Raw genomic sequence first — 22,009 nt, forward strand, 5'->3', positions numbered from 1 at the left:
CCGGTCAAGGGTGGGCGAAGCCCATCGGCGAAGCCGACGCGAAGCGCCCTTGAGGGGACGCCGGAGCCCGCCACACTCGGAGAGAGGGCGGCCCACACGGTGACCGTCAAGGGGCGCCCACCCCGAGAAGCCCCACCCCCGCGTCACGTCGAGTCGCGGACCACCAGGGCCGTCGGCAGGATGACCTGGCTCGGCTCGGTGCCGGTGCCGGTGATCTCCTGGAGCAGTACGCGGGCCATGCGGCGGCCCATCTCCTCGATCGGCTGACGCACGCTCGTGAGCGGCGGGTCCATGAGGCGGGCCACCGCCGAGTCGTCGACGCCGATGAGCGCCACGTCGTCGGGGACGCGCCGGCCCGCCTCGCGCAGCACGCTCCGGGCGCCCGCGGCCATGACGTCCGAGGCGGCGAAGACGCCGTCCACGTCGGGGCAGCGGTCCAGCAGCTCCCGCATGGCGCTGCGGCCGCCCTCCTCGGTGAAGTCGGCGGCGGCGACCAGCCGGTCGTCGGCCGGGAGGCCCGCCGCTTCGACGCCCTGGCGGTAGCCGTCGAGGCGGCAGCGCGCCACGTACATGTCGAGCGGTCCCGTGATGGTCGCGATCCGGCGGCGGCCCCGCCCGGTGAGGTGGTCGACGGCCGAGCGGCCGGCGCCCACGTTGTCGGAGTCGACGTAGGCCCCGGGCTCGTCGCCGGAACGGCGGCCGTTCAGCACGGCGGGCAGGCCCAGTTCCCGTGCGAGGTCCGGCAGCGGGTCGTCCCCGTGGATGGAGACCAGCAGCACGCCGTCCACCCGCTGGGCGGACAGGTACTGCTCGAACCGCTGCCGCTCCTTGCTGGACCGGATCAGCGTCAGCAGGAGCTGCATGTCGGCGTCGGCGAGCTCGGCGCTGACGCCCCTGATGATGTCGAGGAAGTAGGGCTCGGCGAACAGGCGGGCCTCGGTCTCGGGTATCACCAGGGCGATGGCGTCCGTGCGGGCGCCGGCCAGTGCGCGGGCGGCGCGGTTGGGGACGTACCCCAGCTCGGCGATGGCCTGGCCGACCGCCTCCTTCGCCCGGTCGCTGACCCGCGGCGAACCGTTGATCACCCGGGACACGGTGCCGCGCCCGACGCCCGCCCGGGCCGCGACCTCCTCCAGCGTGGGCCTGCCGGTCTGCCGTCCGCTCACCGCCATCGGTCTCCCATCGAACCTTGAGCACGAACCTTGAGCACGAACCTTGAGCACGAACCTTGAGCATCGAACCTCGAGTATCGAACCTCGAGTATCGAAACATCGGACACCGGACATCGAACTCGAAAGCCAGTGACTGTCGTCAACCTAGAGGGTGCCCCTCCCGGGCGCCGAGCGGGAGTACCGGTTCGTAAACCCGTCATGGGAGCGCTCCCACCCTAAAGCCACAGCCCCTCTCCCCGCCACCGGCGACTTTGTGCACGCGCCTTGACACCCGCACCCGGCAGGCAGCAATCTTCCGGCGAGTGGGAGCGCTCCCACCACCTGGACGAGGAGAGTGGAATGCGCACTTCCAGCAGTACGCGCGGCCGCCGCCCCGCATCCGCGGCCGTCGCGGCGTTCATCGCCGGCGCCGCCCTGATCACCGGCTGCAGCGGCGACGCCGGTGGCTCCGGCGGGGCCACCGGCGACGAGAAGATCACCCTGCGCATAGGAACCTTCGGTTCCTTCGGCTACGACAACAAGAACGGCGCCAAGCTCTACGCCGAGTACGAGAAGCTCAACCCGCACGTCACGATCGTCGAGTCGAACGTCGCCGACGGCCAGAAGTACTGGGACACGCTGAAACTGCGCCTCTCCCGCAACAGCGGCCTCGCCGACATCCAGGCCATCGAGGTCGGTTACATCGCCGAGGCCATCGGCCCCACCATGGCGAACAAGTGGGTGGACCTGTCCAGGACCGGCGGCGCGGACACCTCCGCCTTCCTCGACTGGAAGGTCAAGCAGGCGACGACGGCCGACGGCAAGGTCATCGGCCTCGGGACGGACATCGGGCCGATGGCCATCTGCTACAACAAGGACCTCTTCGCCAAGGCCAAGCTCCCCACCGACCGCACCGAGGTCGCCAAGCTGTGGGCGGGCGACTGGGCGAAGTTCGTCGCCACCGGCAAGACGTACCGGAAGAACGCCCCGGCCGGGACCGCGTTCCACGACTCCGCGAGCGGCCTGTTCAACGCCGTGCTCTCCAGCCAGCCGCAGCAGTACGCCAACGCCGAGGGCGAGCTCGACTACGAGAACAGCCCCGGTGTCCGCGAAGCCTGGGACCTGGCGGTCGAGGCCGCACAGGGCGGCATCACCGCCAAGCTGCGGCAGTTCGACGAGAAGGGCACCTGGAACGCCGGGTTCAAGAACTCCCGGTTCGCCACCGTGGCCTGCCCGAGCTGGATGACCGGCATCATCAAGGACCAGGCCGGACCGGCCAACAAGGGCAAGTGGGACATCGCGAGCCCGCCGGTCGCCGGCAACTGGGGCGGCTCCTTCCTCGCCGTACCGAAGGCCGGCAAGCACGCGGAGGAGGCCGCCAAGCTCGCCGCCTGGCTGACGGCGCCCGAGCAGCACGCCAAGGTGTTCGGCGTCAACGGGAACATCCCGTCCACCAAGGAGACGCTCGCCTCGGCGACCGTGCAGAACGCCAGGATCCCGTACTTCGGTGACACGCCCGTCGGCAAGATCTACTCGCAGGCCGCGGCCGGGATCACGCCCGCGCCGGTCAGCCGCTACGACGGCCAGGTGAAGACGTTCATCACCGACAACGGCATCCTCGACATCGAGCAGCGCGGGACGTCGCCGGACGCGGCCTGGGAGAACGTCAAGAAACTGATCGAGGACAAGATCGACCGGTGACCTGGAAGGACGCCCCCGTGGCCACCTCCGTCCGCGCGGCGGCCGACCCCGTGTCACCGCCCGATCCACCTATCGCCCGCAGGACCCCCGGGGGCGACTGGCGCAGTCGCCTCTACCGGTGGGACCTCAAGGCGTCCCCGTACGCGTTCGTCTCGCCGTTCTTCCTCTGCTTCGCGGCCTTCGGGCTCTTCCCGCTCATCTACACGGGCTGGCTCTCGCTGCACCGCGTGGAGCTGGGCGGGGAGGCGGAGTGGCGTGGCTTCGGCAACTACACCGGGCTGTGGGACAGCGACTTCTTCTGGAACGCGCTGGCGAACACGTTCACCATCGGCGTCATCTCCACCGTCCCGCAGTTGCTGATGGCGCTGGGGCTCGCCCACCTGCTCAACTACCGACTGCGGGGCCGAGGGTTCTTCCGGGTCGCGGTGCTGGCGCCGTACGCGACGTCGATCGCCGCCGCGACGCTGGTCTTCGCCCAGCTCTTCAACGCTGACTACGGGTTGATCAACACCGTTGTGGGGTGGGCCGGGTTCGAGCCGGTCGACTGGGAATCGTCCAAGTGGCCGGCCCAGGTCGCGATCTCGGTGATCGTCATCTGGCGGTGGACCGGCTACAACGCGCTCATCTACCTCGCCGCCATGCAGGCCGTGCCCCAGGACCTGTACGAGGCCGCCTCGCTGGACGGGGCTTCGCGCTGGCGGCAGTTCGTCAGTGTGACCATTCCGTCGATCCGTCCGACCATCCTGTTCACCATCGTCGTCTCCACGATCGGTGCGACCCAGTTGTTCGGTGAGCCGATGCTGTACGGCGGGAGCCTCGGGGTGAGCGGTGGCAGCGGCAACCAGTTCCAGACGCTGAGCCTGCTGATGTACGAGAAGGGCTGGATGACGGGGGCGCTGGGGCAGGCGTCGGCCATCGCGTGGGTGATGTTGCTGATCCTGCTGCTGATCGGCGCCATCCGGCTGCTCATCGCCAGGCTGAACAGGGAGACGGCGTGAAGATGAAGCAGGTGGCGGGGCGTCAGCGCCACGCGGGGCCGCTGACGTACGTCCTGCTGGGGCTGGCCGCCCTGGTCTCGCTCTTCCCGCTGTACTGGAACCTCGTCGCCGCCTCGCACACCGGTGAGCGGGTCGTGGAGGCCCCGGCGCCACTGCTGCCGGGGCCGCACCTCCTCGACAACCTCACCTTCGCCTGGAACCAGGTGGACATGGGCGAGGCGCTCGTCAACACCACGGTGGTGGCCGGGCTGGTGGCGGTGTCGACGGTGGCCTTCTCCACGCTCGCCGGTTTCGCCTTCGCCCAACTGCCGTTCCGGGGCCGTAACGCCCTGCTGGCCCTCGTCGTGGCGACGATGGCGATCCCGCCGCAGCTCAGTGTCATCCCGCTGTACCGGATCATCACGGACCTTGGGTGGGTGGACCAGCTCCAGTCGGTGGTGCTGCCGTCGCTGGTGGCGGCGTTCGGGGTGTTCTTCATGCGCCAGTACCTGCTGGAGGCGCTGCCCGTGGAGCTGGTGGAGGCGGCGCGGGTGGACGGGGCGCACAGCCTGCGGATCATCTGGCACGTCGTCTTCCCGGTGGCGCGGCCCGCCATGGCCGTGCTGGGCATGCTGGTCTTCGTCCAGGCCTGGAACGACTTCTTCTGGCCGTTCATCGCGCTGACGCCGGACGGCAATCCGACGCTCCAGGTGGCGCTGGCCGGGCTCGGCTCGGGGAACCACACCGTCAACCAGGCGATCGTGCTGACCGGCGCGCTGCTCTCCACCCTGCCGCTGCTGCTGGTGTTCGCGGTGCTCGGCAAGCACATCGTGGGGGGCATCACCTCCGGCGCGGTCAAGAACTGACCGGTCAAGAGCTGACCGCGCGCGGTCGATTCCGTACGTACCATCCCCTTCTGCGTTGGGAGCGCTCCCGTATGACTGCGTCCGATTCCCTGCCGCTCACGGCGACCCGCCGGTTTCCGCCCGGTTTCCTGTGGGGCGCGGCCACCGCCGCTTATCAGATCGAGGGGGCGGCGGCCGAGGACGGCCGTACCCCGTCCATCTGGGACACCTTCTCCCGTACGCCCGGGAAGGTCTTCGAGGGCCATACGGGCGATGTGGCGGTCGACCACTACCACCGGTTCCGTGACGACGTACGGCTCATGGCGGACCTGGGGCTGAGCGCGTACCGCTTCTCGGTGTCCTGGTCGCGGGTGCAGCCGACCGGGCGGGGACCCGCCGTGCGGAAGGGCCTGGACTTCTACCGCCGGCTGGTGGACGACCTGCTCGCGCACGGCATCGAGCCGGTCCTGACGCTGTACCACTGGGACCTGCCGCAGGAGCTGGAGGACGCGGGCGGCTGGCCGCACCGGGCCACGGCCGAGCGGTTCGCCGAGTACGCCCGGATCGTCGCCGGGGCGCTCGGTGACCGCGTCGGCCGCTGGACCACCCTCAACGAGCCCTGGTGCAGCGCCTTCCTCGGGTACGGCTCCGGCGTCCACGCCCCCGGGCGCACCGACCCGGTCGCCGCCCTGCGCGCCGCCCACCACCTGAACCTGGGGCACGGGCTGGCGGTCCAGGCGCTGCGCGCCGCGCTGCCGCCGCGCGCGGAGGTGTCCGTGTCGCTCAACCTGCACGAGCTGCGGCCGCTCACCCCGGCGCCGGAGGACCTGGACGCGGTGCGGCGGATCGACGCGGTGGGCAACCGGATCTGGCTCGGGCCCATGCTGAAGGGCGCCTACCCGGACGACCTGCTGCGGGACACCGCCCACCTCACCGACTGGGGGTTCATCCGCCCCGGAGACCTCACCGACATCAACCAGCCCCTGGACACCCTGGGCATCAACTACTACACGCCCACGGTGGTGGCGGCGGCCCGCGACGGCGTCGAGGCGCCCCGCGACGACGGCCACGGCGCCGGCGCGTACTCCCCCTGGCCGGGCTCGGAGGACGTCGCCTTCCACCAGCCGCCCGGCGAGCGGACCGCGATGGGCTGGGCGGTCGACCCGACGGGCCTGTACGACCTGCTGCTGCGGGTGGCCGGTGAGCACCCGGGCCTGCCGCTGCTGATCACCGAGAACGGCGCGGCGTACGAGGACGAGGTCACCGCCGACGGCTCGGTCCACGACCCGGAGCGCCTCGCGTACGTGCACGGCCACCTGGACGCGGTGCACCGGGCGATCTCCGACGGGGCGGACGTGCGCGGGTACTTCCTGTGGTCGTTGCTGGACAACTTCGAGTGGGCGTACGGCTACGCCAAGCGGTTCGGCGCGGTGCACGTCGACTACGAGACCCAGCGGCGTACGCCGAAGTCGACGGCCCACTGGTACGCGCGCGTGGCCCGTTCCGGTGAACTGCCCGCACTCGACGGGGCGTAACCGGCACCGGTGGGTTCAGGCCGGGGCCCCGGACGGGCCCCGGGGCCTCGGCGCGTCGCGCCCCCGTTTGCGTACAGAATCGGCTCATGCGCGCACACATCCGCCGGTTCCGGGGACGGGCCCTGCTCCTCGCGGCCGTCGTGGCGCTCGGCACGGCCCCGGCCGCCGGCTGCGCCCACGGCGACCCGGCCGGCCGGACCACGCTGACCGTGGGCCTGTTCGGGACGTTCGGGTACGAGGAGGCCGGGCTCTACGCCGAGTACATGAGGCTGCACAAGGACGTCGTCATCAAGCAGACGTCCATCCAGCGCAACGAGAACTACTACCCGCAGCTCCTCACCCACCTCGTCAGTGACAGCGGCCTCGCCGACATCCAGGCCGTCGAGGCGATCAACATCGCGGAGGTCACCGCCACCCAGGCGGACAAGCTGGAGGACCTGGGCAGGGCGCCCGGGGTGCGCCGGGCGGACTTCCTGCCGTGGAAGTGGGCGCAGGCCACCACCAGGGACGGCCGCACGGTCGGGCTCGGCACCGACATCGGGCCGCAGGGCATCTGCTACCGCAGGGACCTCTTCGCCAGGGCCGGGCTGCCCACCGACCGGGAGGCGGTGGGCCGGCTGTGGGCGGGCGACTGGCGGAAGTTCCTGGAGACGGGCAAGCGGTACCGGGCGAAGGCCCCGGCGGGCACCGCGTTCACCGACTCGGCCTCGGGCGTCCTGTCGGCCATCACCGGCAGCAGTGCCCGGCGGTACTACGACGAGGACGGCACCGTCGTCTACAAGACGAACCCGGCCGTGCGCGAGGCGTGGGACATCGCCGCCTCGTTCGCGACCGAGGGGCTGACGGCCCGGCTCCAGCAGTTCACGCCCGCCTGGGACCAGGCGTTCGCGAACGGCACCTTCGCCACCGTCTCCTGCCCCGCCTGGATGCTCGGCTACATCGAGGACAAGGCGGGCGCGGCGGGCGAGGACAAGTGGGACGTGGCCGCCGCGCCCCGGCCCGGCAACTGGGGCGGCTCCTTCCTTGTCGTACCGAAGTCGGGCGAGCACCGGGCGGAGGCGGCGCGGCTGGCGGCCTGGCTGACGGCGCCCGCGCAGCAGGCCAGGCTGTTCCAGCGGCGCGGCAGCTTCCCCAGCGCGTCCGCCGCCCACGCCCTCCCGGCCGTCGCGGAGGCGAGGCACCCGTACTTCGGCGACGCCCCGATCGGCCGGATCTACACCCGCGCCGCCCAGGGCGTCCCGGTGACGGTCCTCGGCCCGAAGGACCTGGTCATCGCGCAGAACCTGGCCGACGTGGGCATGCTCCAGGTCGACCAGAAGGGCCGGCGGCCCGAGGACGGCTGGGACGCGGCGGTCAGGACCATCGACAACGCACTGGACCTGTGAGCGCCATGGCGAGCGACACGACGACGACCCCCTTGCCCGAGCCCCGCGTGGAGCGGATCGCCCCGCGCGGGCGCACGCACCGGTGGAGCGCGCGGTGGAGCCCGTACGCGTACATCGCGCCGTTCTTCGTCCTCTTCGCCGCGTTCGGGCTCTTCCCGCTCCTGTACACCGGCTGGGCCTCGCTGCACCGGGTGGAGCTGACCGCGCCCACCGACATGGAGTGGGTGGGGCTGCGCAACTTCTCCCGCCTGCTGGAGGACGAGTTCTTCTGGAACGCGCTGCGGAACACGGTCACCATCGGCCTGCTGTCCACCGTCCCGCAGTTGCTGATGGCCCTCGGCATCGCGCACCTGCTCCACCACCGGCTGCGCGGGTCGATGTTCTTCCGCGTCGTCGCCCTCACCCCGTACGCCACGTCCGTCGCCGCCGCGACGCTCGTGTTCGTGCTGTTGTTCGGCCGGGACTTCGGGTTCGTCAACTGGGCGCTGGGGCTCGTCGGCATCGACCCGGTGGACTGGCAGAACGGCCGGTGGACCTCGCAGATCGCGGTGTCGACGATCGTCATCTGGCGGTGGACGGGTTACAACGCGCTGATCTACCTCGCCGCGATGCAGGCGGTGCCCGACGAGTTGTACGAGTCGGCGGCGCTGGACGGCGCGTCACGGTGGCGGCAGTTCGTGCACGTCACCGTGCCGTCGCTGCGGCCGACGATCCTGTTCACCTGCGTCGTGTCGACGATCGGCGCCACCCAGTTGTTCGGGGAGCCGCTGCTGTTCAACGGCAGCGCGGGCGCGACGGGCGGCTCGGAGCACCAGTTCCAGACGCTGGGCCTGTACCTGTACGAGCAGGGGTGGGTGAACCTGCACCTGGGCCGTGCTTCGGCGATCGCGTGGGCGATGTTCCTGATCCTCGTCCTCCTCGGGGCGGCCGTCGCACTGATCAACGCGTACCGGAGGAGGAGGTCGGGTTGAGGGCTCGTCCAGGCCGGCTGACGTACGCCGTGCTCGTCGTCTTCGCCGTGCTGTCGCTGTTCCCGCTCGTGTGGACGGCGATCGCGGCGTCCAGCAGCAACGGCCGGCTGGCACAGACACCGCCGCCCTTCTGGTTCGGCGGCAATCTCCTCAAGAACCTGGGCATCGCCTGGACCGACGCGAACATGGGCCTGGCGCTGCTCAATACGACGATCGTGGCGGGCACGGTCGCGGCGGGCACGGTCCTGTTCTCCACGCTCGCCGGTTTCGCCTTCGCCAAGCTGCGGTTCCGCTTCAAGAACGTGCTCCTGCTGCTGGTGATCGGCACGATGACGGTGCCGCCGCAGCTCAGTGTCGTCCCGCTGTTCATGCTGGTCGCCGAGCTGTCGTGGACGGACCGGCTCCAGTCCGTGGTCCTGCCCGCGCTGGTGAGCGGCTTCGGGGTGTTCTTCATGCGCCAGTACCTGGTGCGGGCGCTGCCCACCGAGCTGATCGAGGCGGCCCGGGTGGACGGCGCGGGCGGCCTCAGGGTGGTGTGGCACGTCGTCTTCCCGGCGGCCCGGCCCGCGATGGCGGTGCTGGCCATGCTGACGTTCGTGATGGCCTGGAACGACTTCTTCTGGCCGATCATCGCCCTCACCCAGAGCAACCCGACGGTCCAGGTGGCGCTGACGTCCCTCGGCCGCGGCTACATCCCCGACCAGTCGGTCATCATGGCGGGCGCGCTGCTGGGCACGCTGCCGCTGCTGCTCGCGTTCGTGGTCTTCGGCCGGCAGATCGTCGGCGGCATCATGCAGGGCGCGGTGAAGGGCTGAGCCGGGAGCCGGGGTGGGGTGCGCTCCGGCCGGGTGGGGGGCGGGCCCGGCCGGAGCGCTCGGCAGGTGGTCAGTTGTAGGCGGCGAACGCCTTGGTGAAGGCCAGCGGCTGCTGGAGGATCGAGCTGCACGTGGCGTCCGCGTGGTTCACGGCCCCGGCCGCGCACTGCTTGTCGCGGGTCGCGGACCACATGGACAGCCACCCGAGGCCCTTGGACTTCGCGAAGTCGACGAGCTGCGTGGCGTCGTCGACCCTGAAGATCTCGGTGGTGACGTCGTTGACGCCGATCATCGGGGTGACGGCGACGGTCTTCCAGGCGGCCGCGTCGGAGAGCCCGAGGACGCCCTTGAGCTGCGCCTGTGTGGCGGTGGCGGCCTGGATGGCGTACTGGCCCATGTCGCCGCTGTACGCCGGGCCGTAGTCCATCGCCATGATGTTGACGGCGTCGATCTTCACGCCGTTCTTCTTGGCGTCGGCGAGCAGGTCCACGCCCGGCTGGGTCAGTCCCTCGGGCATGACGGGCAGGGTGAAGGACACGTCCAGGCCCGGGTGGGACTTCTGGAGCTGGGCGATGGCCTGGGCGCGGCGGGTGTTGGCCGCGGTGTCGGGCAGGGCCGCACCCTCGACGTCGAAGTCGACCTTGGTGAGCTTGTACTGGTCGACGACCTTGCCGTACGCCTTGGCGAGGTCGGCGGCCGTGGCGCAGTTGAGCGCCAGCTCGTGGCCCGCCGCGCCGCCGAACGACACCCGCACGTCACCGCCCTTGGCGCGCAGGGCGCCTATCTGTGCGGCGACCTTGTCGCTCGCCAGGTCGGTGACCCCGCCCCACAGGGGTGCGCAGGAGCCGCCGGAGGTGATGAAGGCGAGGTTGAACTCCTTCACGCCCGTCTTGGCCGCGGTGTCGAGCAGGTCGTACGCGGGGTGGAGGGAGGTGTCGACGTACGGGGCGAACCGGGCGGCCGGTCCCTGTGCGGGCGGCGGGGTGGGCGCGGGTGTGGTGGGTTTCGCGGTCGTCGTCGGGGTGGGTGTGGGAGTGGGCGTGGGCTTGGGCTGTTCCGTCGGGCGGCCGCTGGGCTGGGGTGTGGGCCCGGCGTCGGCCGAGCACGTCGCCTTGTCGATGAGGCACTTCACCGGGTCGCCCGGCTTGCCCGCCGCGCTGGTGACGAAGCCGACCGTGACGGAGGCGCCGGGGGCCAGCTCCTTGTTCCAGCTCGCGGGCGTCACGGTGACGTGCTGCCCGTCCACGGTGTGGTCGCCGTTCCACAGGGAGCCGATCCTCGTGCCGGCGGGCAGGTCGAATTCGAGGGTCCAGTCCGACTGGGCCTTGTCCGTCTCGTTGGTGATGACGTACTGGCCGGTGTAACCGCCGTCCCAGGAGCTGGTCCTGGTGTACGCGGCGCCGACGGCCGCCGCCTGCGCGGTGCCGGTGAACGCGAACGCCGCGCCGCCGATCACCCCGGCCGCCACGACCGCGCCGATCGCCTTGGTCCTGCCGCTCGCCCTGCGCCGGTGTGTGGCCCTGCTGCCCGTGCTGCCCATCGCGTGCCTGCCTCCGTACTGCTGTGGGGGGTGGTGGTGCGGCAGCACGCTAGCGAGCCGGAAACGGACAAATGTCCACTACGGGACGGTGGTTGAGGAACTTAGGTTCCGCTTAAGGAAGCCATGGGAGCCGATTAATGATGGACATTCACTGATGGGCACGGCGACGCCGGCTCACCCCGCGCCCGCGCCGCCGCCCCTCCGTCGTGGCGCGCCGCCCGTCCAGCCCGATCCACACGCGGACCTCCGTACCGCCGAGGACCGAGCGCCCGATGCGGACGTCGCCGCCGGTCGACTCGGCGACCCGCCGCACGATGTCCAGCCCGAGGCCCGTCGAGCCGTCCCGCGCCCCGCTGTTGCCGCGCGCCAGGGCGGCCTCCGGGTCGGCGATGCCGGGCCCCGCGTCCGAGACGAGGATGATGACGGCGTCGTCGCCGTTGTGGACGTCCACCGAGAAGGCGGTGCCCTCCGGGGTGTGCCGGAAGACGTTGCCGAGCAGTGCGTCCAGCGCGGCGACCAGCTCCGGGCGGGCGACCGGTATCCGGACGGGCCGGTCGACGCCCGCCAGGCGCACCTTGCGGCCCTCGTCCTCGGCGAGCGCGGACCAGAAGTCCATGCGTTCGCGTACGACTTCGGAGGCGTCGCACCCGGCGCCCGGACCGGTCGCCTGGGTCTGCGGCTTGGCCTCCCTGGCCGTGCGGATGATGGTGTCGACCTCGCGTTCCAACTGCTCCACGGCCGCCCGCGTCTGGTCGGCGGCGGGCCCGTCGCCGAGAGAGGCGGCGTTGAGGCGCAGCACCGTCAGGGGCGTGCGCAGCCGGTGGGAGAGGTCGGCGGCGAGCTCGCGTTCGTTGGCGAGGAGCTGGACGACCTGGTCGGCCATGGAGTTGAAGGCGATGGCGGCGGACTTCAGCTCGGCGGGCCCGTCCTCGGGTACGCGGGCGCCGAGCCTGCCCTCGCCCAGGTCGTGGGCGGCGTGGGCGAGCCGCTGGGCGGGCTGCACCATGCGGATGCCGAGCCGGTCGGCGACGGCGACGGAGCCGACGACCAGCGCGACGCCCACCCCGGCGAGGATCAGCCAGGCGGTGGCGAGGCCGTTGGTGACCTCGCCCTCGGGGACGTACACCTCGACGATGGCGATCTGGCCGGTGCTGATGGCGGTCGGCTGGAGCAGGGCGTAGCCGCCGGGGACCTCGGTGATGGAGGCGCGCGGTACGCGCTGGACGGTGGCCAGGTCCTTCGCGGTGGCCCGGCCGGTGCCGATCTCCATGGGCTCGGCTCCCGCGGACGCCGGGATGTGCACGGCCAGGTGCCCGGCGGCGCCCGCCTGGGTGGAGGCGACGGCCCGGTCGAGCTGGGCGCGGTCGGTGGTGATGGACAGGGATGTGCCGATGGCGGCGGCCTGCCGTTCGGCGTTGGTGAAGGCCCGGTCGCGGGCCATCTCCTTGATGACGAGCCCGAGCGGCACGGCGAACGCCACCACGACCATCACCGTGACGGCCAGCGCCACCTTGACGAGCGCCCACCTCACCGTACTCGGCTCGCTTCTCCGCCCGCGCGGCGCAGAGGTGCGGCTTTCTCGGTCTCCCCCACAGCCTTCGGCGTGGGAGGTGCCCCCAGCGGCCCGGCGGCCGCGCGTGCGACGCTCACAGCGGCGGCTCCAGCTTGACCCCCACACCCCTGAGGGTGTGCAGGTAGCGGGGCTTGGCGGCCGTTTCGCCCAGTTTCCGCCGCAGCCATGACAGATGTACGTCGATGGTCTGGTCGTCCCCGTACGACTGCTGCCACACCTCGGCGAGCAGTTCCTTGCGCGGGACGACCACGCCGGGCCGTGCGGCCAGGAAGGCCAGCAGGTCGAACTCCCGGCGCGTCAGGTCCAGCCGTGCCCCGTCCAGTTCCGCCTGGCGCCGCAGCGGGTCGACGGTGAGGCCGCCGACCTGGAGGACGCTGGTGGGGGGCGCCTCGCCGGCGGCCGCACGGGAGCGGCGCAGCACGGCGGCCATCCGGGCGGACAGGTGCTCCACCGAGAACGGCTTGGTGAGGTAGTCGTCGGCGCCGTCGTTGAGGAGCCGGACGATCTCGGCCTCGTCGTCCCGCGCGGTGGCGATGATCACGGGTACGTCGGTGATGCCGCGCAGCATCTTCAGCGCCTCGGAACCGTCCAGGTCGGGCAGTCCGAGGTCCAGGATGACGACGTCGAAGCGGAAATGGGCGACCTCGCGCAGCGCCTCCAGTGCCGTGCCGACGCTCCGTACGGTGTGGGAGGCCTCGGTCAGGTGCCGGATGAGGGCGGAGCGCACGAACTGGTCGTCCTCGACCACGAGCACACTTGCCATGGGCGGCACCGTACGCCATACGGCGGAATGAGGGGGACCGGTGTTGACCTCTGGGGCGTGTGGTGCAGGATGGCCCGGATGCGTAGAGGACTCGTACATGCCATGGCGTGGTCGCTCGCCACGGGCGCGGCGGTCACTCTGTCGTGGTGGGGCGTGCACACGGTGATGGCCGGGACGGCGTACGATCCGCCGCGCGCCCTGCCGATCACGGCCGACCGCCCGGCGACGACGACGCCGAGCGTGGCGCCGCAGGCCTCCTCCACGCGGCGCCCGAAGCCGTCCCCGCCGCCGAGTCCCACGCCGCCCCCGGCGTCCTCCGCCGCTCCGGACCGCGAGCCGTCGGCCACCCCGTCGCGCCGGTCGTCACCGCCGCCGAGCACGCCGCCCGCGAGCACCGGCGATGTGAAGAGCTACACGGTCGACGGCGGCCGGGTGGCCTTCGACATCGGCGCCTCGTCCGCCGAGCTGGTCTCGGCGACCCCGGCGTCGGGCTGGCAGATGCAGGTGTGGAAGCAGCCGACATACATCCGCGTGACGTTCAGCAGGGACGGCAAGGAGATCGACGTGTTCTGCACGTGGCACGACCACGCGCCGACGGTGCAGATCGAGGAGCGTGAGCGCTGAGCGCCGGGCGCTCAGTCCTCCTCGACCTGGTACGACTTCGTCCAGGTGGCGCCGCAGCGGCAGTGGTAGTGCTCGATGAGCTCCCCGCTTTCGGAGACGCCCATGCCCTGGTGGACGCGAACATGGACATGCGTACCCATGAGTGCCTCTCTCTGCCATCGGTGACAATTGACCGATTTTCGCCACGGCGTCTCATCAGCGGCAAGGAAACGTCCAGCATGCGGACGTGACCTTTACCGGAACCCTCACTGGAACACCGAGGCGGGTGGTACGGGTGAGTCCTTGGCGCTCGCGTCGGTGACCGCGACCGCCCCGCCCGTGAAGTCGGTCAGCCCTCGCCCGTGCTCGACCCTTCCCGGATGCGGATCGGTGGCGACCCGGCGGGTCAGCTCGGCGACCGGCAGGGCGGTGCCGGAGGCGACGAGTACGGCGTTGCCGAAGCGGCGCCCGCGCAGCACGGCCGGGTCGGCGGCGAGCGCCAGCTCGGGGAAGACGGCGGCGGCGGTGGCGACCTGGCCGCGCAGATGCGCCAGCGGCGGCCCGTCGGCGAGGTTGGCGGCGTAGTGCCCGCCGGGCGCCAGGACGCGCCGCACCTCGGTGAGGAACTCCGCGCTGGTGAGGTGCGCGGGGGTGCGGGCGCCGCTGAAGACGTCGGCGATGACCAGGTCCGCCCAGCCGTCCGGCACCTTGCCGAGCCCGGCGCGGGCGTCGGTGCTGCGCACCCGGATGCGGGCGCCCGGATCGAGCGGCAGTTCACGGCGCACGAGCTGGACGAGGGGCGCGTCGAGCTCGACGATCTGCTGGGTGGAGCGGGGCCGGGTGGCGGCCACGTACCGGGCGAGGGTGAAGGCGCCGCCGCCGAGGTGGACCACCTGGAGCGGCCGGCCGGGCGGTGCGACGAGGTCGGCGACGTGGCCGAGCCGCCGCTGGTACGCGAAGCTCAGCCGGGCCGGGTCGTCGAGGTCCACGTGCGACTGGGGCGCCCCGTCGATGAGCAGCGTCCAGGCCCGTGCGCGCTCCGGGTCGGGTATGAGTTCGGCGACCCCGCCGGCGACGGTCTCGACGACGGCCTCGGCCGCCGCCGCACGTCCGCGCCGCTTGTTCCTTGCCATCCGCCCATTATCGGCGCTCCGCCCCGGAGCCCGGTCCGGGCCGACCGTGCGACCGCGCAGGACCGTGCCGGGCCGGCCGTGCCGTCTCTCCGGTGCGCCGGGCACGCGCGAACGGCCCGGCGGGGCGACCGGCCGGGCGGGCGGAGGGTGTGCCTAACGGCAGTTGTCGGCGGCCTCGATCAGGCGGGCGGCCTCGCCGAGCGCCTCGCGCAGCACCACGGGGTCGGTGACCGGGCCGGTGTCGGTCGGGGGCAGCAGCCAGCCGGTGCCGGAGACGGGGGGCTCCGGCTGGGCGCCGGGGAGGGGAGGGACCCGCAGGCCTCGCCCGGAGGTCTGGGTGCAGGCGCTGCCCGGCATGTCCCAGCCGGCGGCGGTGCCCGGCGGCACCAGGAAGCCGAGGGTGTCGCACGACCCGTCGTGCAGCACGGGTCCGACGAGGGGGGCGCCGCCGCGCCGCAGGATGTCGACTGCTTCCAGGCCCTGCCGGGCCGGGACGGTCACCAGATCACAGGGCTCGCCCCCGGGCGGGGCGCTCGCGTCGGGTGTGGGCCAGTGCTGCGCGGTGGTCCCTGACGCACCGCCGGATTGCGGGTTCGCCTGCATGCCGACCTCCAACAAGGGGTCCCCTCCTCGCTCGAGTCCCCGTATGGAGACACGTTGCGTCTCTCCACATGGTTCAACGCCCATGCGCGTCAACGGCTACGGCGGCACGCCGCCGCAAAGGATGGCAGTTCATGGCGGATCGTGGGTGAGATATCCCGTTTGTAGCCAAACACCGCGTAGCCGGACCGTCACAGCAGGTACGTTCTTGCCCCGCCGGAACAACGGCAGTGCAGTACGCAGGAGAGGGCTCGGCCATGGCGACGTCACGGGCAGTTCCCAATCTCGCCTTCCGCCGACTGCGCGGGCAGCGCTCCGCGGGGGAGTTCGCGGCCGCGGTCCGCCGGGCCGCCCGGGAGATCGGCGAACAGGTGGCGTGCGACGCCCGCTACATCGGGCGCGTGGAATCGGGCGAGATCCGCTGCCCCAACTACGCGTACGAGCGGGTGTTCCTGCACATGTTCCCCGGACTGTCCCTGACTGACCTGGGGTTCACCGCGCGGGAGCGGGTACGCGGCCGGGGGGCGCGTGCCGCGGCCGCCGCCGCACCGGCGCCACAGAACACCATCCGGAACGATGAGGAGAGCGACGTGCTGCGTCGCGCATTCATGACGAGCGGCACCGCCACCCTGGCGGCCGCCTCGCTCGGCCTCGGCGGCGCCGTCCCCGCGCCGCGCGCCGGCGGCAGGTTCGGCGAGACCGAGGTGAACGCCGTCGAGGAGGCGGTGCGACGGATCCGGCTGCTCGACGACCGGCACGGCGCCGACCGGCTGTACCGGATGGCCGCCGAGCCGCTGCGCAGCGCCTACGCGCTGCTCGACGCCGGGACGGCGGCCCGCCAGTCGACCACCGACCGGATGCACGCGGGCGCCGGTGAGCTGGCGCTCTCGGTGGGGTGGCTGGCACACGACTCGGGCCGGCTGGAGGACGCCCGCTCGCACTACGCGGAAGCCCTGGCCACCGCGCGCGTGGCGGGTGATCCCGCCCTGGAGGCGCACGCCTTCTCCAACACGTCGTTCCTGGCCAGGGACGCGGGCCGGTACCGGGAGGCGGTACGGGCGGCGCAGGCCGGGCAGCGCGCGGGCAAGCACCTGTCCTCGCCCCGGCTGCTGGCCCTGCTGACGCTGCGGGAGGCGGGCGGCTGGGCGGGCCTTGGCGACCGGGCCGCGTGCGAAGAGGCCCTGGGCCGGGCGCACACGCTGTTCGGGCGCGGCCCGGGCGACGCCGACCCCGAGTGGATGTCGTTCTTCGGCGAACCGGAGCTGGAGGCGCTGGAGGCCCAGTGCTGGTCCGCCCTCGGCGACTGGTCGCGCGCCGCCCGGCACGCGCACCGGGCGATCGTCCTCCAGAACCCGCACTTCACCCGCAACCTGGCGCTGTACCGCGCCCAGCTCGCGACCGACCTGGCACGCGGCGGCTCCCCGGAAGAGGCCGCGGCGGCCGGTGAACGGGTCCTGGACCTGCTGGACGAGGTCCAGTCGAGCCGCATCCGCGCGATGCTGGCCGAGACGGTCCGGCTGCTCGCCCCGCATCAGGCCGGCCCGGCGGTGGCGTCCTTCCTGGCCCGCCACGCCGCCGTGGTCTAACCCTCCAGGTGGCCCGTGTCGTTCCAGCGTTCGATCGCGGGGTCCCCGTACGCCCAGCCGAGGGCGGACAGGCTCGTCGGGTCGAGGCGGACACGGGCCGCGAACGACACGTCCTCGCCCAGCCAGCGCGCCGCGATGGAGCGCAGGATGTGGCCGTGTGCGAAGACCAGGACGTCACGGTCGGCCGAGCGCGCCCACTCCACGACCTCGTCCGCGCGGGCGGAGAGCTGCGCCAGGGTCTCCCCCTCCGGCACGCCGTCGCGCCAGATGAACCAGTCAGGCTTGATCGCCTTGATCTCGGCGGGCGTCATGCCCTCGTACGCGCCGTAGTCCCACTCCATCAGCGTGTCCCAGCGCTCGGCGCGGTCGCCGAAGCCGGCCAGTTCGCAGGTCTCACGCGCGCGTGCCAGCGGGCTCGTACGGATCTCGACACCGTCCAGGCCGTCCCAGGGCCCGCGGTGGAGCCGTTCGCCGAGCAGCTTCGCGCCCCGGCGGCCCTCCTCCAGCAGCGGTATGTCTGTCCTGCCGGTGTGCTTGCCCAGCAGCGACCATTCGGTCTGACCGTGCCGGGCGAGCAGGATCCGCGGTGCCATGGGGGCTCTCCTGAAAGTCTCGCGAGGGGTGTCCGTCCATCATCGCGCACGGGCTCCGCCGCCCTGGAGGGCGGGCGTCCGGTCCCCCGTTGTCAGTGCCGGATGCGAGACTTCCGCGGGTGAGCGAATCCCTGGGCAGCGGACCGGTTCGGCGTCCGCACACGACACTGCGGCACCAGCTCGCCGAGCTGCGCGGACCGGCCACCGCGCCGCGTCCGCTGGACGCCCGTGCGCTGGCGGCGCTGGCCGCCAATCCCGGCTGCCGGCGCCGGGCGCTGCTGGACGGCGCCGGGGTCGACAAGGCCGCGCTGGCGTCGGCGCTCGGGGCGCCGTCGGGCTTCGGCCAGTCGCAGTTCGCGTTCATGCGGGGCAATGCCTTCGAGGCGAAGGTGAAGGCCGACGGCGGCATGGAGCTGATGCGGCTGCTGGGCGTGGCCGAGCCCGGGGAGGTCCGGGTCCCCGACCTGGCGGCGGCCGGGCCCGAGGGCCGAGCGGCGCGGACGGCGCTGGCGCTGCGGGAGGCGACGGCGGCCGGGGCGTGGGCGCTGCTGGACCACCCGATGCTGGCCCTGGAGGTGGCCGGTTCGCCCGCGTATCTGGAGCCGGACGCGGTCGTGGTGCACCCGGACGGCCGGTGGACGGTCGTGGAGATCAAGTCGTTCCCGATGATCGACGGTTCGGCGGACGCGGCGAAGGTGGGCGCGGCGGCCCGGCAGGCCGCGGTGTACGTGCTGGCGCTGGAGCGGGTCGCGGCCCTCACGGACGGCGCCCGGGTGGCGCACTCGGTGCTGCTGGTGTGCCCCAAGGACTTCTCCAACCAGCCGACCGGTTCGGTCGTCGACGTACGCAAGCAGTTGTCCGTCACACGGCGGCAGCTCGCCCGCCTGACCCGGGTCGAGGACATCGCGGCGGCGCTGCCCGACGGGGTGAGCTTCGATGTGGAGGCGTGCTCGGCGGAGCAGCTCGCGGCGGCGGTGGAGGCGGTACCGCACGCGTACGCGCCGGACTGCCTGGCGGCGTGCGAGCTGGCGTTCCACTGCCGGGACCGGGCGCGCGCGGCGGGCGCGGTGGAGGCGCTGGGGCGTTCGGTGCGCGGCGAGCTGGGCGGGCTGACGACGGTCGGCGCCGTGCTGGCGGCGGCGCGCGGCGAGTCCGGTGACCCGGACGACCCGACGGTGTCGGCGCTGCGGCGGGCGGCGGCGCTGCGGGCGGAGTCCCTGGAGGCGGTGGGCGCATGTCGCTGATCTCCACGCTCGCGAGGCTGGAGGCCGTCGAGTCCGGGCGGGCCCAGCCGCTGGCCACCGTGCGGCACCGGCACCTGTCGGAGCGGCCCCTCGTCCTCGTACCGCTGACGACCGCCGGTGAGGCCGGTGCGCCGCTGGGGGCGCTGGTGGGGACGGACCCGGAGGAGCCCCGGCTGCTGGTCGTGCCGCAGCCGCGCGACCGGGACCTGCGGTTCGGGTTCCTCGCGGACCTGGCCGAGGCGGTCCTGCCGCACATCGAGGGGTACGCGGACGACGTCGAGGCGGCGGAGCGGAACGAGACCGACCCGGAGACCGGCAAGAAGGTCAAGGTCGAGGTGGAGCTGTGCGCGGACGCGCCGCAGCTCGTCGTGCCGAGCCGCGCGGGTGTCGAGTACGTACGGCTGCTCGGCCGGTCGATGCGGTTCCGCCGCACGGCCGAGCAGGACCCGGAGACGCCGTTCCCGGCGCCGCCGCGCGTGCCGCTGCTCGGCCGGTGGCTGACGCACTACGGGGAGCGGGCGCGGGTGCCGGGCTCGTCGCTGCTGCTGGCGGCCACCGACCTGCTGAACCGGCACTGGGCGACCGGCCAGTCGTCGCTGGAGGACCAGCACTTGGGTGCGCTGCTCGCCTGGATCGACCCCCAGGCCGGGGAGTCCGGGGCGGAGGCGGCGCTGCGGGCCGAGCTGGCGCGGGACCGGGAGGGGCAGTTGCTGTGCCCGCCGGCCGGTCCGGCGACCGACCCGGCGTTCGACAACCGGCTGCTGGCGCCCGCGATCGAGCGGTACGACCGGGCGCGGCAGGCCCTGGCGTCGGCGGAGGACGGGGAGGCGGCCGATGAGCGGCTGGGCGAGCTGCACCGGGCCGAGCGGGAGATCCGGCGGCTGATCCTGACGCAGCTCCAGCCCACCTGGCACGCCATGTGGCGGGCGATCGGGCTGCTGCGCGAGCTGCCGCCGGGCGCGCGCGTGGCGGACCGGTGGACCCGCGACCGCTGGTCGTTCACCGGCCACCGGGACCGGGTGCGGGCGGGCGAGCCGCCGCAGCCGCGCCGGGACGACGCCGTGACGGCGGCGAACAAGCTGGCCGCGCGGGAGAGCGCGCAGGCGCAGTTGGAGGCGCAGGAGGCGCTGGACGACCCGCTGGTGATGGCGGGGCGGCGGCTTGCGGGCGAGGCGTTCGTGGCCGAGGTGGTGGACGTGACGATGGCCTGGACGGAGTCGAAGCGGCCCTCGCCCCGGCCGCTGCTGACGGTGCGGACGGACGACCGGCCGCACCTGGGCGAGCGGGTGAAGGTGTACCGCTCGCTGGACGGCAAGCCGCAGAGCGCGGAGTTCGTGCGGTACGAGGAGGACGGGTCGCCGGTGCTGCGGCTGCTGGACCGGATGGGCCGTTCCAAGGAACCGGCCGAAGGTTCCGTACCGGAGAAGGGCGACCGGGTGGTGTGGACGCTGTTCGAGCACGACCAGCGGGTGGGGCCGAAGCTCCCGGACCCGGAGGAGACGCCGTGGACGCACGGCGGCCCGCCCCGCCCCGATGCGGTGGAAGCCCCTGATGCCGTGACCCCGGAGGACCTGCTGTGACCTTGGCCTTCGATCCTTCCGCCGAGGCGGCCGGGGCGACCCGCGGCATCCTCGCCGACACGCTGCACGGCGAGGCCCGGGGCGTCGTGGTGGACTCGCCCCCGGGCGCCGGCAAGTCCACGCTCGTCGTGCGTGCCGCGCTGGAGCTGGCGGCGGCCGGCCGGCCCCTGATGGTGGTCGCCCAGACGAACGCGCAGGTCGACGACCTGGTGCTGCGGCTCGCCGAGAAGGAGCCGGAGCTGCCGGTGGGCCGGCTGCACAGCAACGACTCGGACCCGTACGACAAGGCGCTCGACGACCTCGGCAACGTACGGAAGTCGGCGAAGGCGGCGGACCTGGCCGGGCTGGACGTGGTGATCTCGACGGCCGCGAAGTGGGCGCACGTGAAGGGCGTCGAGCCGTGGGGGCACGCCATCGTCGACGAGGCGTACCAGATGCGGTCGGACGCGCTGCTGGCGGTGGCGGGGCTGTTCGAGCGGGCGCTTTTCGTGGGCGACCCGGGGCAGTTGGACCCGTTCAGCGTGGTCGGCGCGGAGCAGTGGGCGGGCCTGTCGTACGACCCGTCCGCGAGCGCGGTCTCGACGCTGCTGGCGCACAACCCGGACCTGCCGCAGCACCGGCTGCCAGTGTCCTGGCGGCTGCCGGCGTCGGCCGCGCCGCTGGTGTCGGACGCGTTCTACCCGTACACGCCGTTCCGCAGCGGGACGGGCCCCGGCGACCGGCGGCTGGCCTTCGGGGTGCCGTCGGACGGTTCGGGCCCGGACCGGGTCCTGGACGAGGCGGCCGAGTCGGGCTGGGGCCTGCTGGAGCTGCCCGCCCGGCACACCCCGCGCACCGACCCGGAGGCGGTACGGGCGGTGGCCCTGGTGGTGCGGCGGCTCCTGGACCGGGGCGGGGCGGCGACCAGCGAGCGCGCCGAGGCCCCCGTACCGGTGGGGCCCGACCGGATCGCCGTCGGCACGGCCCACCGCGACCAGGCGGCGGCGGTACGGGCGGCGCTCGCGGAGCTGGGCGTGGCGGGTGTCACGGTCGACACGGCGAACCGCCTCCAGGGGCGGGAGTACGACGTGACGGTCGTCCTCCACCCCCTGTCGGGCCGCCCGGACGCGACGGCCTTCCACCTGGAGACCGGCCGCCTGTGCGTCCTGGCCTCCCGCCACCGGCACGCCTGCATCGTCGTGTGCCGCGCGGGCGTCGCCGATCTGCTGGACGAGCATCCCTCGACGGAGCCGGTCCAGCTCGGCGTGACGGTGAAGTTCCCGGACGGCTGGGAAGCCAACCACGCGGTGCTCTCCCACCTGTCGGAGCACCGCGTGGTGTGGCAGCCGTGACCGGCACCCCGCCCCTTCCCGAAACCGGGGCTGTGCCCCGGGCCCTGGCGGGGCGTGCAGACGTGGGGCTGACGCCCCCACAC

Annotated in this window: 20 protein-coding genes; 12 read left to right on the forward strand and 8 right to left on the reverse strand. The window is 72.9% G+C overall.

Annotation, left to right across the window (positions count from 1 at the left end; genetic code table 11):
- Positions 1 to 143: 143 nt before the first annotated feature.
- Positions 144 to 1,172: a LacI family DNA-binding transcriptional regulator gene (locus tag AB0J57_RS27860; RefSeq protein ID WP_366131084.1), complete on the reverse strand. Its 1,029-nt coding sequence runs from the start codon at positions 1,170 to 1,172 to the stop codon at positions 144 to 146.
- 339 nt (positions 1,173 to 1,511) lie between these two features.
- On the opposite strand from AB0J57_RS27860, the gene AB0J57_RS27865 reads away from it, so the two are divergent.
- The 7 genes from AB0J57_RS27865 to AB0J57_RS27895 all read left to right on the forward strand — a co-directional run bounded on the left by AB0J57_RS27865 (position 1,512) and on the right by AB0J57_RS27895 (position 9,380).
- Entirely contained in the window at positions 1,512 to 2,852 is a 1,341-nt protein-coding gene (locus tag AB0J57_RS27865; RefSeq protein ID WP_366131085.1) for an extracellular solute-binding protein, read from the forward strand.
- Positions 2,853 to 2,902: 50 nt separating this feature from the next.
- Positions 2,903 to 3,850, forward strand: coding sequence for a sugar ABC transporter permease (locus AB0J57_RS27870; RefSeq protein WP_366131275.1), 948 nt, complete (start codon positions 2,903 to 2,905; stop codon positions 3,848 to 3,850).
- A gap of 2 nt (positions 3,851 to 3,852) precedes the next feature.
- The gene (locus AB0J57_RS27875; protein WP_366131276.1) at positions 3,853 to 4,695 is read left to right on the forward strand and encodes a carbohydrate ABC transporter permease; all 843 of its coding nucleotides are present in this window, start codon (positions 3,853 to 3,855) and stop codon (positions 4,693 to 4,695) included.
- 71 nt (positions 4,696 to 4,766) lie between these two features.
- Positions 4,767 to 6,209 (forward strand): GH1 family beta-glucosidase, encoded by a 1,443-nt coding sequence (locus AB0J57_RS27880; protein ID WP_366131086.1) that lies wholly within the window; start codon positions 4,767 to 4,769, stop codon positions 6,207 to 6,209.
- A gap of 86 nt (positions 6,210 to 6,295) precedes the next feature.
- Positions 6,296 to 7,594 carry an extracellular solute-binding protein gene (locus AB0J57_RS27885; protein ID WP_366131087.1) on the forward strand — a complete coding sequence of 433 codons (1,299 nt, stop codon included), beginning with the start codon at positions 6,296 to 6,298 and terminating at the stop codon, positions 7,592 to 7,594.
- Positions 7,595 to 7,599: 5 nt separating this feature from the next.
- Positions 7,600 to 8,565, forward strand: coding sequence for a sugar ABC transporter permease (locus AB0J57_RS27890; RefSeq protein ID WP_366131088.1), 966 nt, complete (start codon positions 7,600 to 7,602; stop codon positions 8,563 to 8,565).
- Positions 8,562 to 9,380: a carbohydrate ABC transporter permease gene (locus AB0J57_RS27895; protein ID WP_366131089.1), complete on the forward strand. Its 819-nt coding sequence runs from the start codon at positions 8,562 to 8,564 to the stop codon at positions 9,378 to 9,380. Before AB0J57_RS27890 ends, AB0J57_RS27895 begins: the two co-directional genes overlap by 4 nt.
- Positions 9,381 to 9,450: 70 nt before the next feature.
- Here the strand turns inward: AB0J57_RS27895 and AB0J57_RS27900 are convergent, their stop codons facing one another.
- The 3 genes from AB0J57_RS27900 to AB0J57_RS27910 all read right to left on the reverse strand — a co-directional run bounded on the left by AB0J57_RS27900 (position 9,451) and on the right by AB0J57_RS27910 (position 13,256).
- Positions 9,451 to 10,920 (reverse strand): cellulose binding domain-containing protein, encoded by a 1,470-nt coding sequence (locus AB0J57_RS27900; RefSeq protein WP_366131090.1) that lies wholly within the window; start codon positions 10,918 to 10,920, stop codon positions 9,451 to 9,453.
- Between the two features lie 148 nt (positions 10,921 to 11,068).
- Positions 11,069 to 12,451 carry a HAMP domain-containing sensor histidine kinase gene (locus tag AB0J57_RS27905; protein WP_366131091.1) on the reverse strand — a complete coding sequence of 461 codons (1,383 nt, stop codon included), beginning with the start codon at positions 12,449 to 12,451 and terminating at the stop codon, positions 11,069 to 11,071.
- 115 nt (positions 12,452 to 12,566) lie between these two features.
- The gene (locus tag AB0J57_RS27910) at positions 12,567 to 13,256 is read right to left on the reverse strand and encodes a response regulator transcription factor (RefSeq protein WP_366131092.1); all 690 of its coding nucleotides are present in this window, start codon (positions 13,254 to 13,256) and stop codon (positions 12,567 to 12,569) included.
- A gap of 69 nt (positions 13,257 to 13,325) precedes the next feature.
- Here AB0J57_RS27910 and AB0J57_RS27915 point away from each other — a divergent pair, with 69 nt between their 5' ends.
- On the forward strand, positions 13,326 to 13,880 hold the full coding sequence (locus AB0J57_RS27915) for a hypothetical protein (RefSeq protein WP_366131093.1): 555 nt from the start codon (positions 13,326 to 13,328) through the stop codon (positions 13,878 to 13,880).
- A gap of 11 nt (positions 13,881 to 13,891) precedes the next feature.
- On the opposite strand, the gene AB0J57_RS27920 is transcribed toward AB0J57_RS27915, so the two are convergent.
- The 3 genes from AB0J57_RS27920 to AB0J57_RS27930 all read right to left on the reverse strand — a co-directional run bounded on the left by AB0J57_RS27920 (position 13,892) and on the right by AB0J57_RS27930 (position 15,595).
- The gene (locus tag AB0J57_RS27920; protein ID WP_366131094.1) at positions 13,892 to 14,020 is read right to left on the reverse strand and encodes a hypothetical protein; all 129 of its coding nucleotides are present in this window, start codon (positions 14,018 to 14,020) and stop codon (positions 13,892 to 13,894) included.
- Between the two features lie 105 nt (positions 14,021 to 14,125).
- Complete coding sequence (locus tag AB0J57_RS27925; RefSeq protein ID WP_366131095.1) at positions 14,126 to 14,992, reverse strand: fused MFS/spermidine synthase; 867 nt, start codon at positions 14,990 to 14,992, stop codon at positions 14,126 to 14,128.
- 153 nt (positions 14,993 to 15,145) lie between these two features.
- A complete protein-coding gene (locus tag AB0J57_RS27930) occupies positions 15,146 to 15,595 on the reverse strand; it encodes a hypothetical protein (protein WP_366131096.1) in 450 nt (149 codons plus the stop codon).
- Between the two features lie 254 nt (positions 15,596 to 15,849).
- Between AB0J57_RS27930 and AB0J57_RS27935 the strand changes: the two genes are divergently transcribed.
- Positions 15,850 to 17,178, forward strand: coding sequence for a tetratricopeptide repeat protein (locus AB0J57_RS27935; protein WP_366131097.1), 1,329 nt, complete (start codon positions 15,850 to 15,852; stop codon positions 17,176 to 17,178).
- Here the strand turns inward: AB0J57_RS27935 and AB0J57_RS27940 are convergent.
- Positions 17,175 to 17,771: a histidine phosphatase family protein gene (locus tag AB0J57_RS27940; protein ID WP_366131098.1), complete on the reverse strand. Its 597-nt coding sequence runs from the start codon at positions 17,769 to 17,771 to the stop codon at positions 17,175 to 17,177. The two genes, AB0J57_RS27935 and AB0J57_RS27940, sit on opposite strands and share 4 nt — an antisense overlap.
- 119 nt (positions 17,772 to 17,890) lie before the next feature.
- Here AB0J57_RS27940 and AB0J57_RS27945 point away from each other — a divergent pair, with 119 nt between their 5' ends.
- The 3 genes from AB0J57_RS27945 to AB0J57_RS27955 are packed head-to-tail and all read left to right on the forward strand — an operon-like array spanning position 17,891 to position 21,926.
- On the forward strand, positions 17,891 to 19,015 hold the full coding sequence (locus tag AB0J57_RS27945) for a hypothetical protein (protein WP_366131099.1): 1,125 nt from the start codon (positions 17,891 to 17,893) through the stop codon (positions 19,013 to 19,015).
- Positions 19,006 to 20,595, forward strand: coding sequence for a hypothetical protein (locus AB0J57_RS27950; RefSeq protein WP_366131100.1), 1,590 nt, complete (start codon positions 19,006 to 19,008; stop codon positions 20,593 to 20,595). The genes AB0J57_RS27945 and AB0J57_RS27950 overlap by 10 nt, the downstream gene beginning before the upstream one ends.
- Entirely contained in the window at positions 20,592 to 21,926 is a 1,335-nt protein-coding gene (locus tag AB0J57_RS27955) for an AAA domain-containing protein (protein WP_366131101.1), read from the forward strand. The genes AB0J57_RS27950 and AB0J57_RS27955 overlap by 4 nt, the downstream gene beginning before the upstream one ends.
- Positions 21,927 to 22,009 lie beyond the last annotated feature (83 nt).

Origin of the sequence: Streptomyces sp. NPDC049837 (genome assembly GCF_040674455.1) — a bacterium.
Classification (GTDB): domain Bacteria; phylum Actinomycetota; class Actinomycetes; order Streptomycetales; family Streptomycetaceae; genus Streptomyces.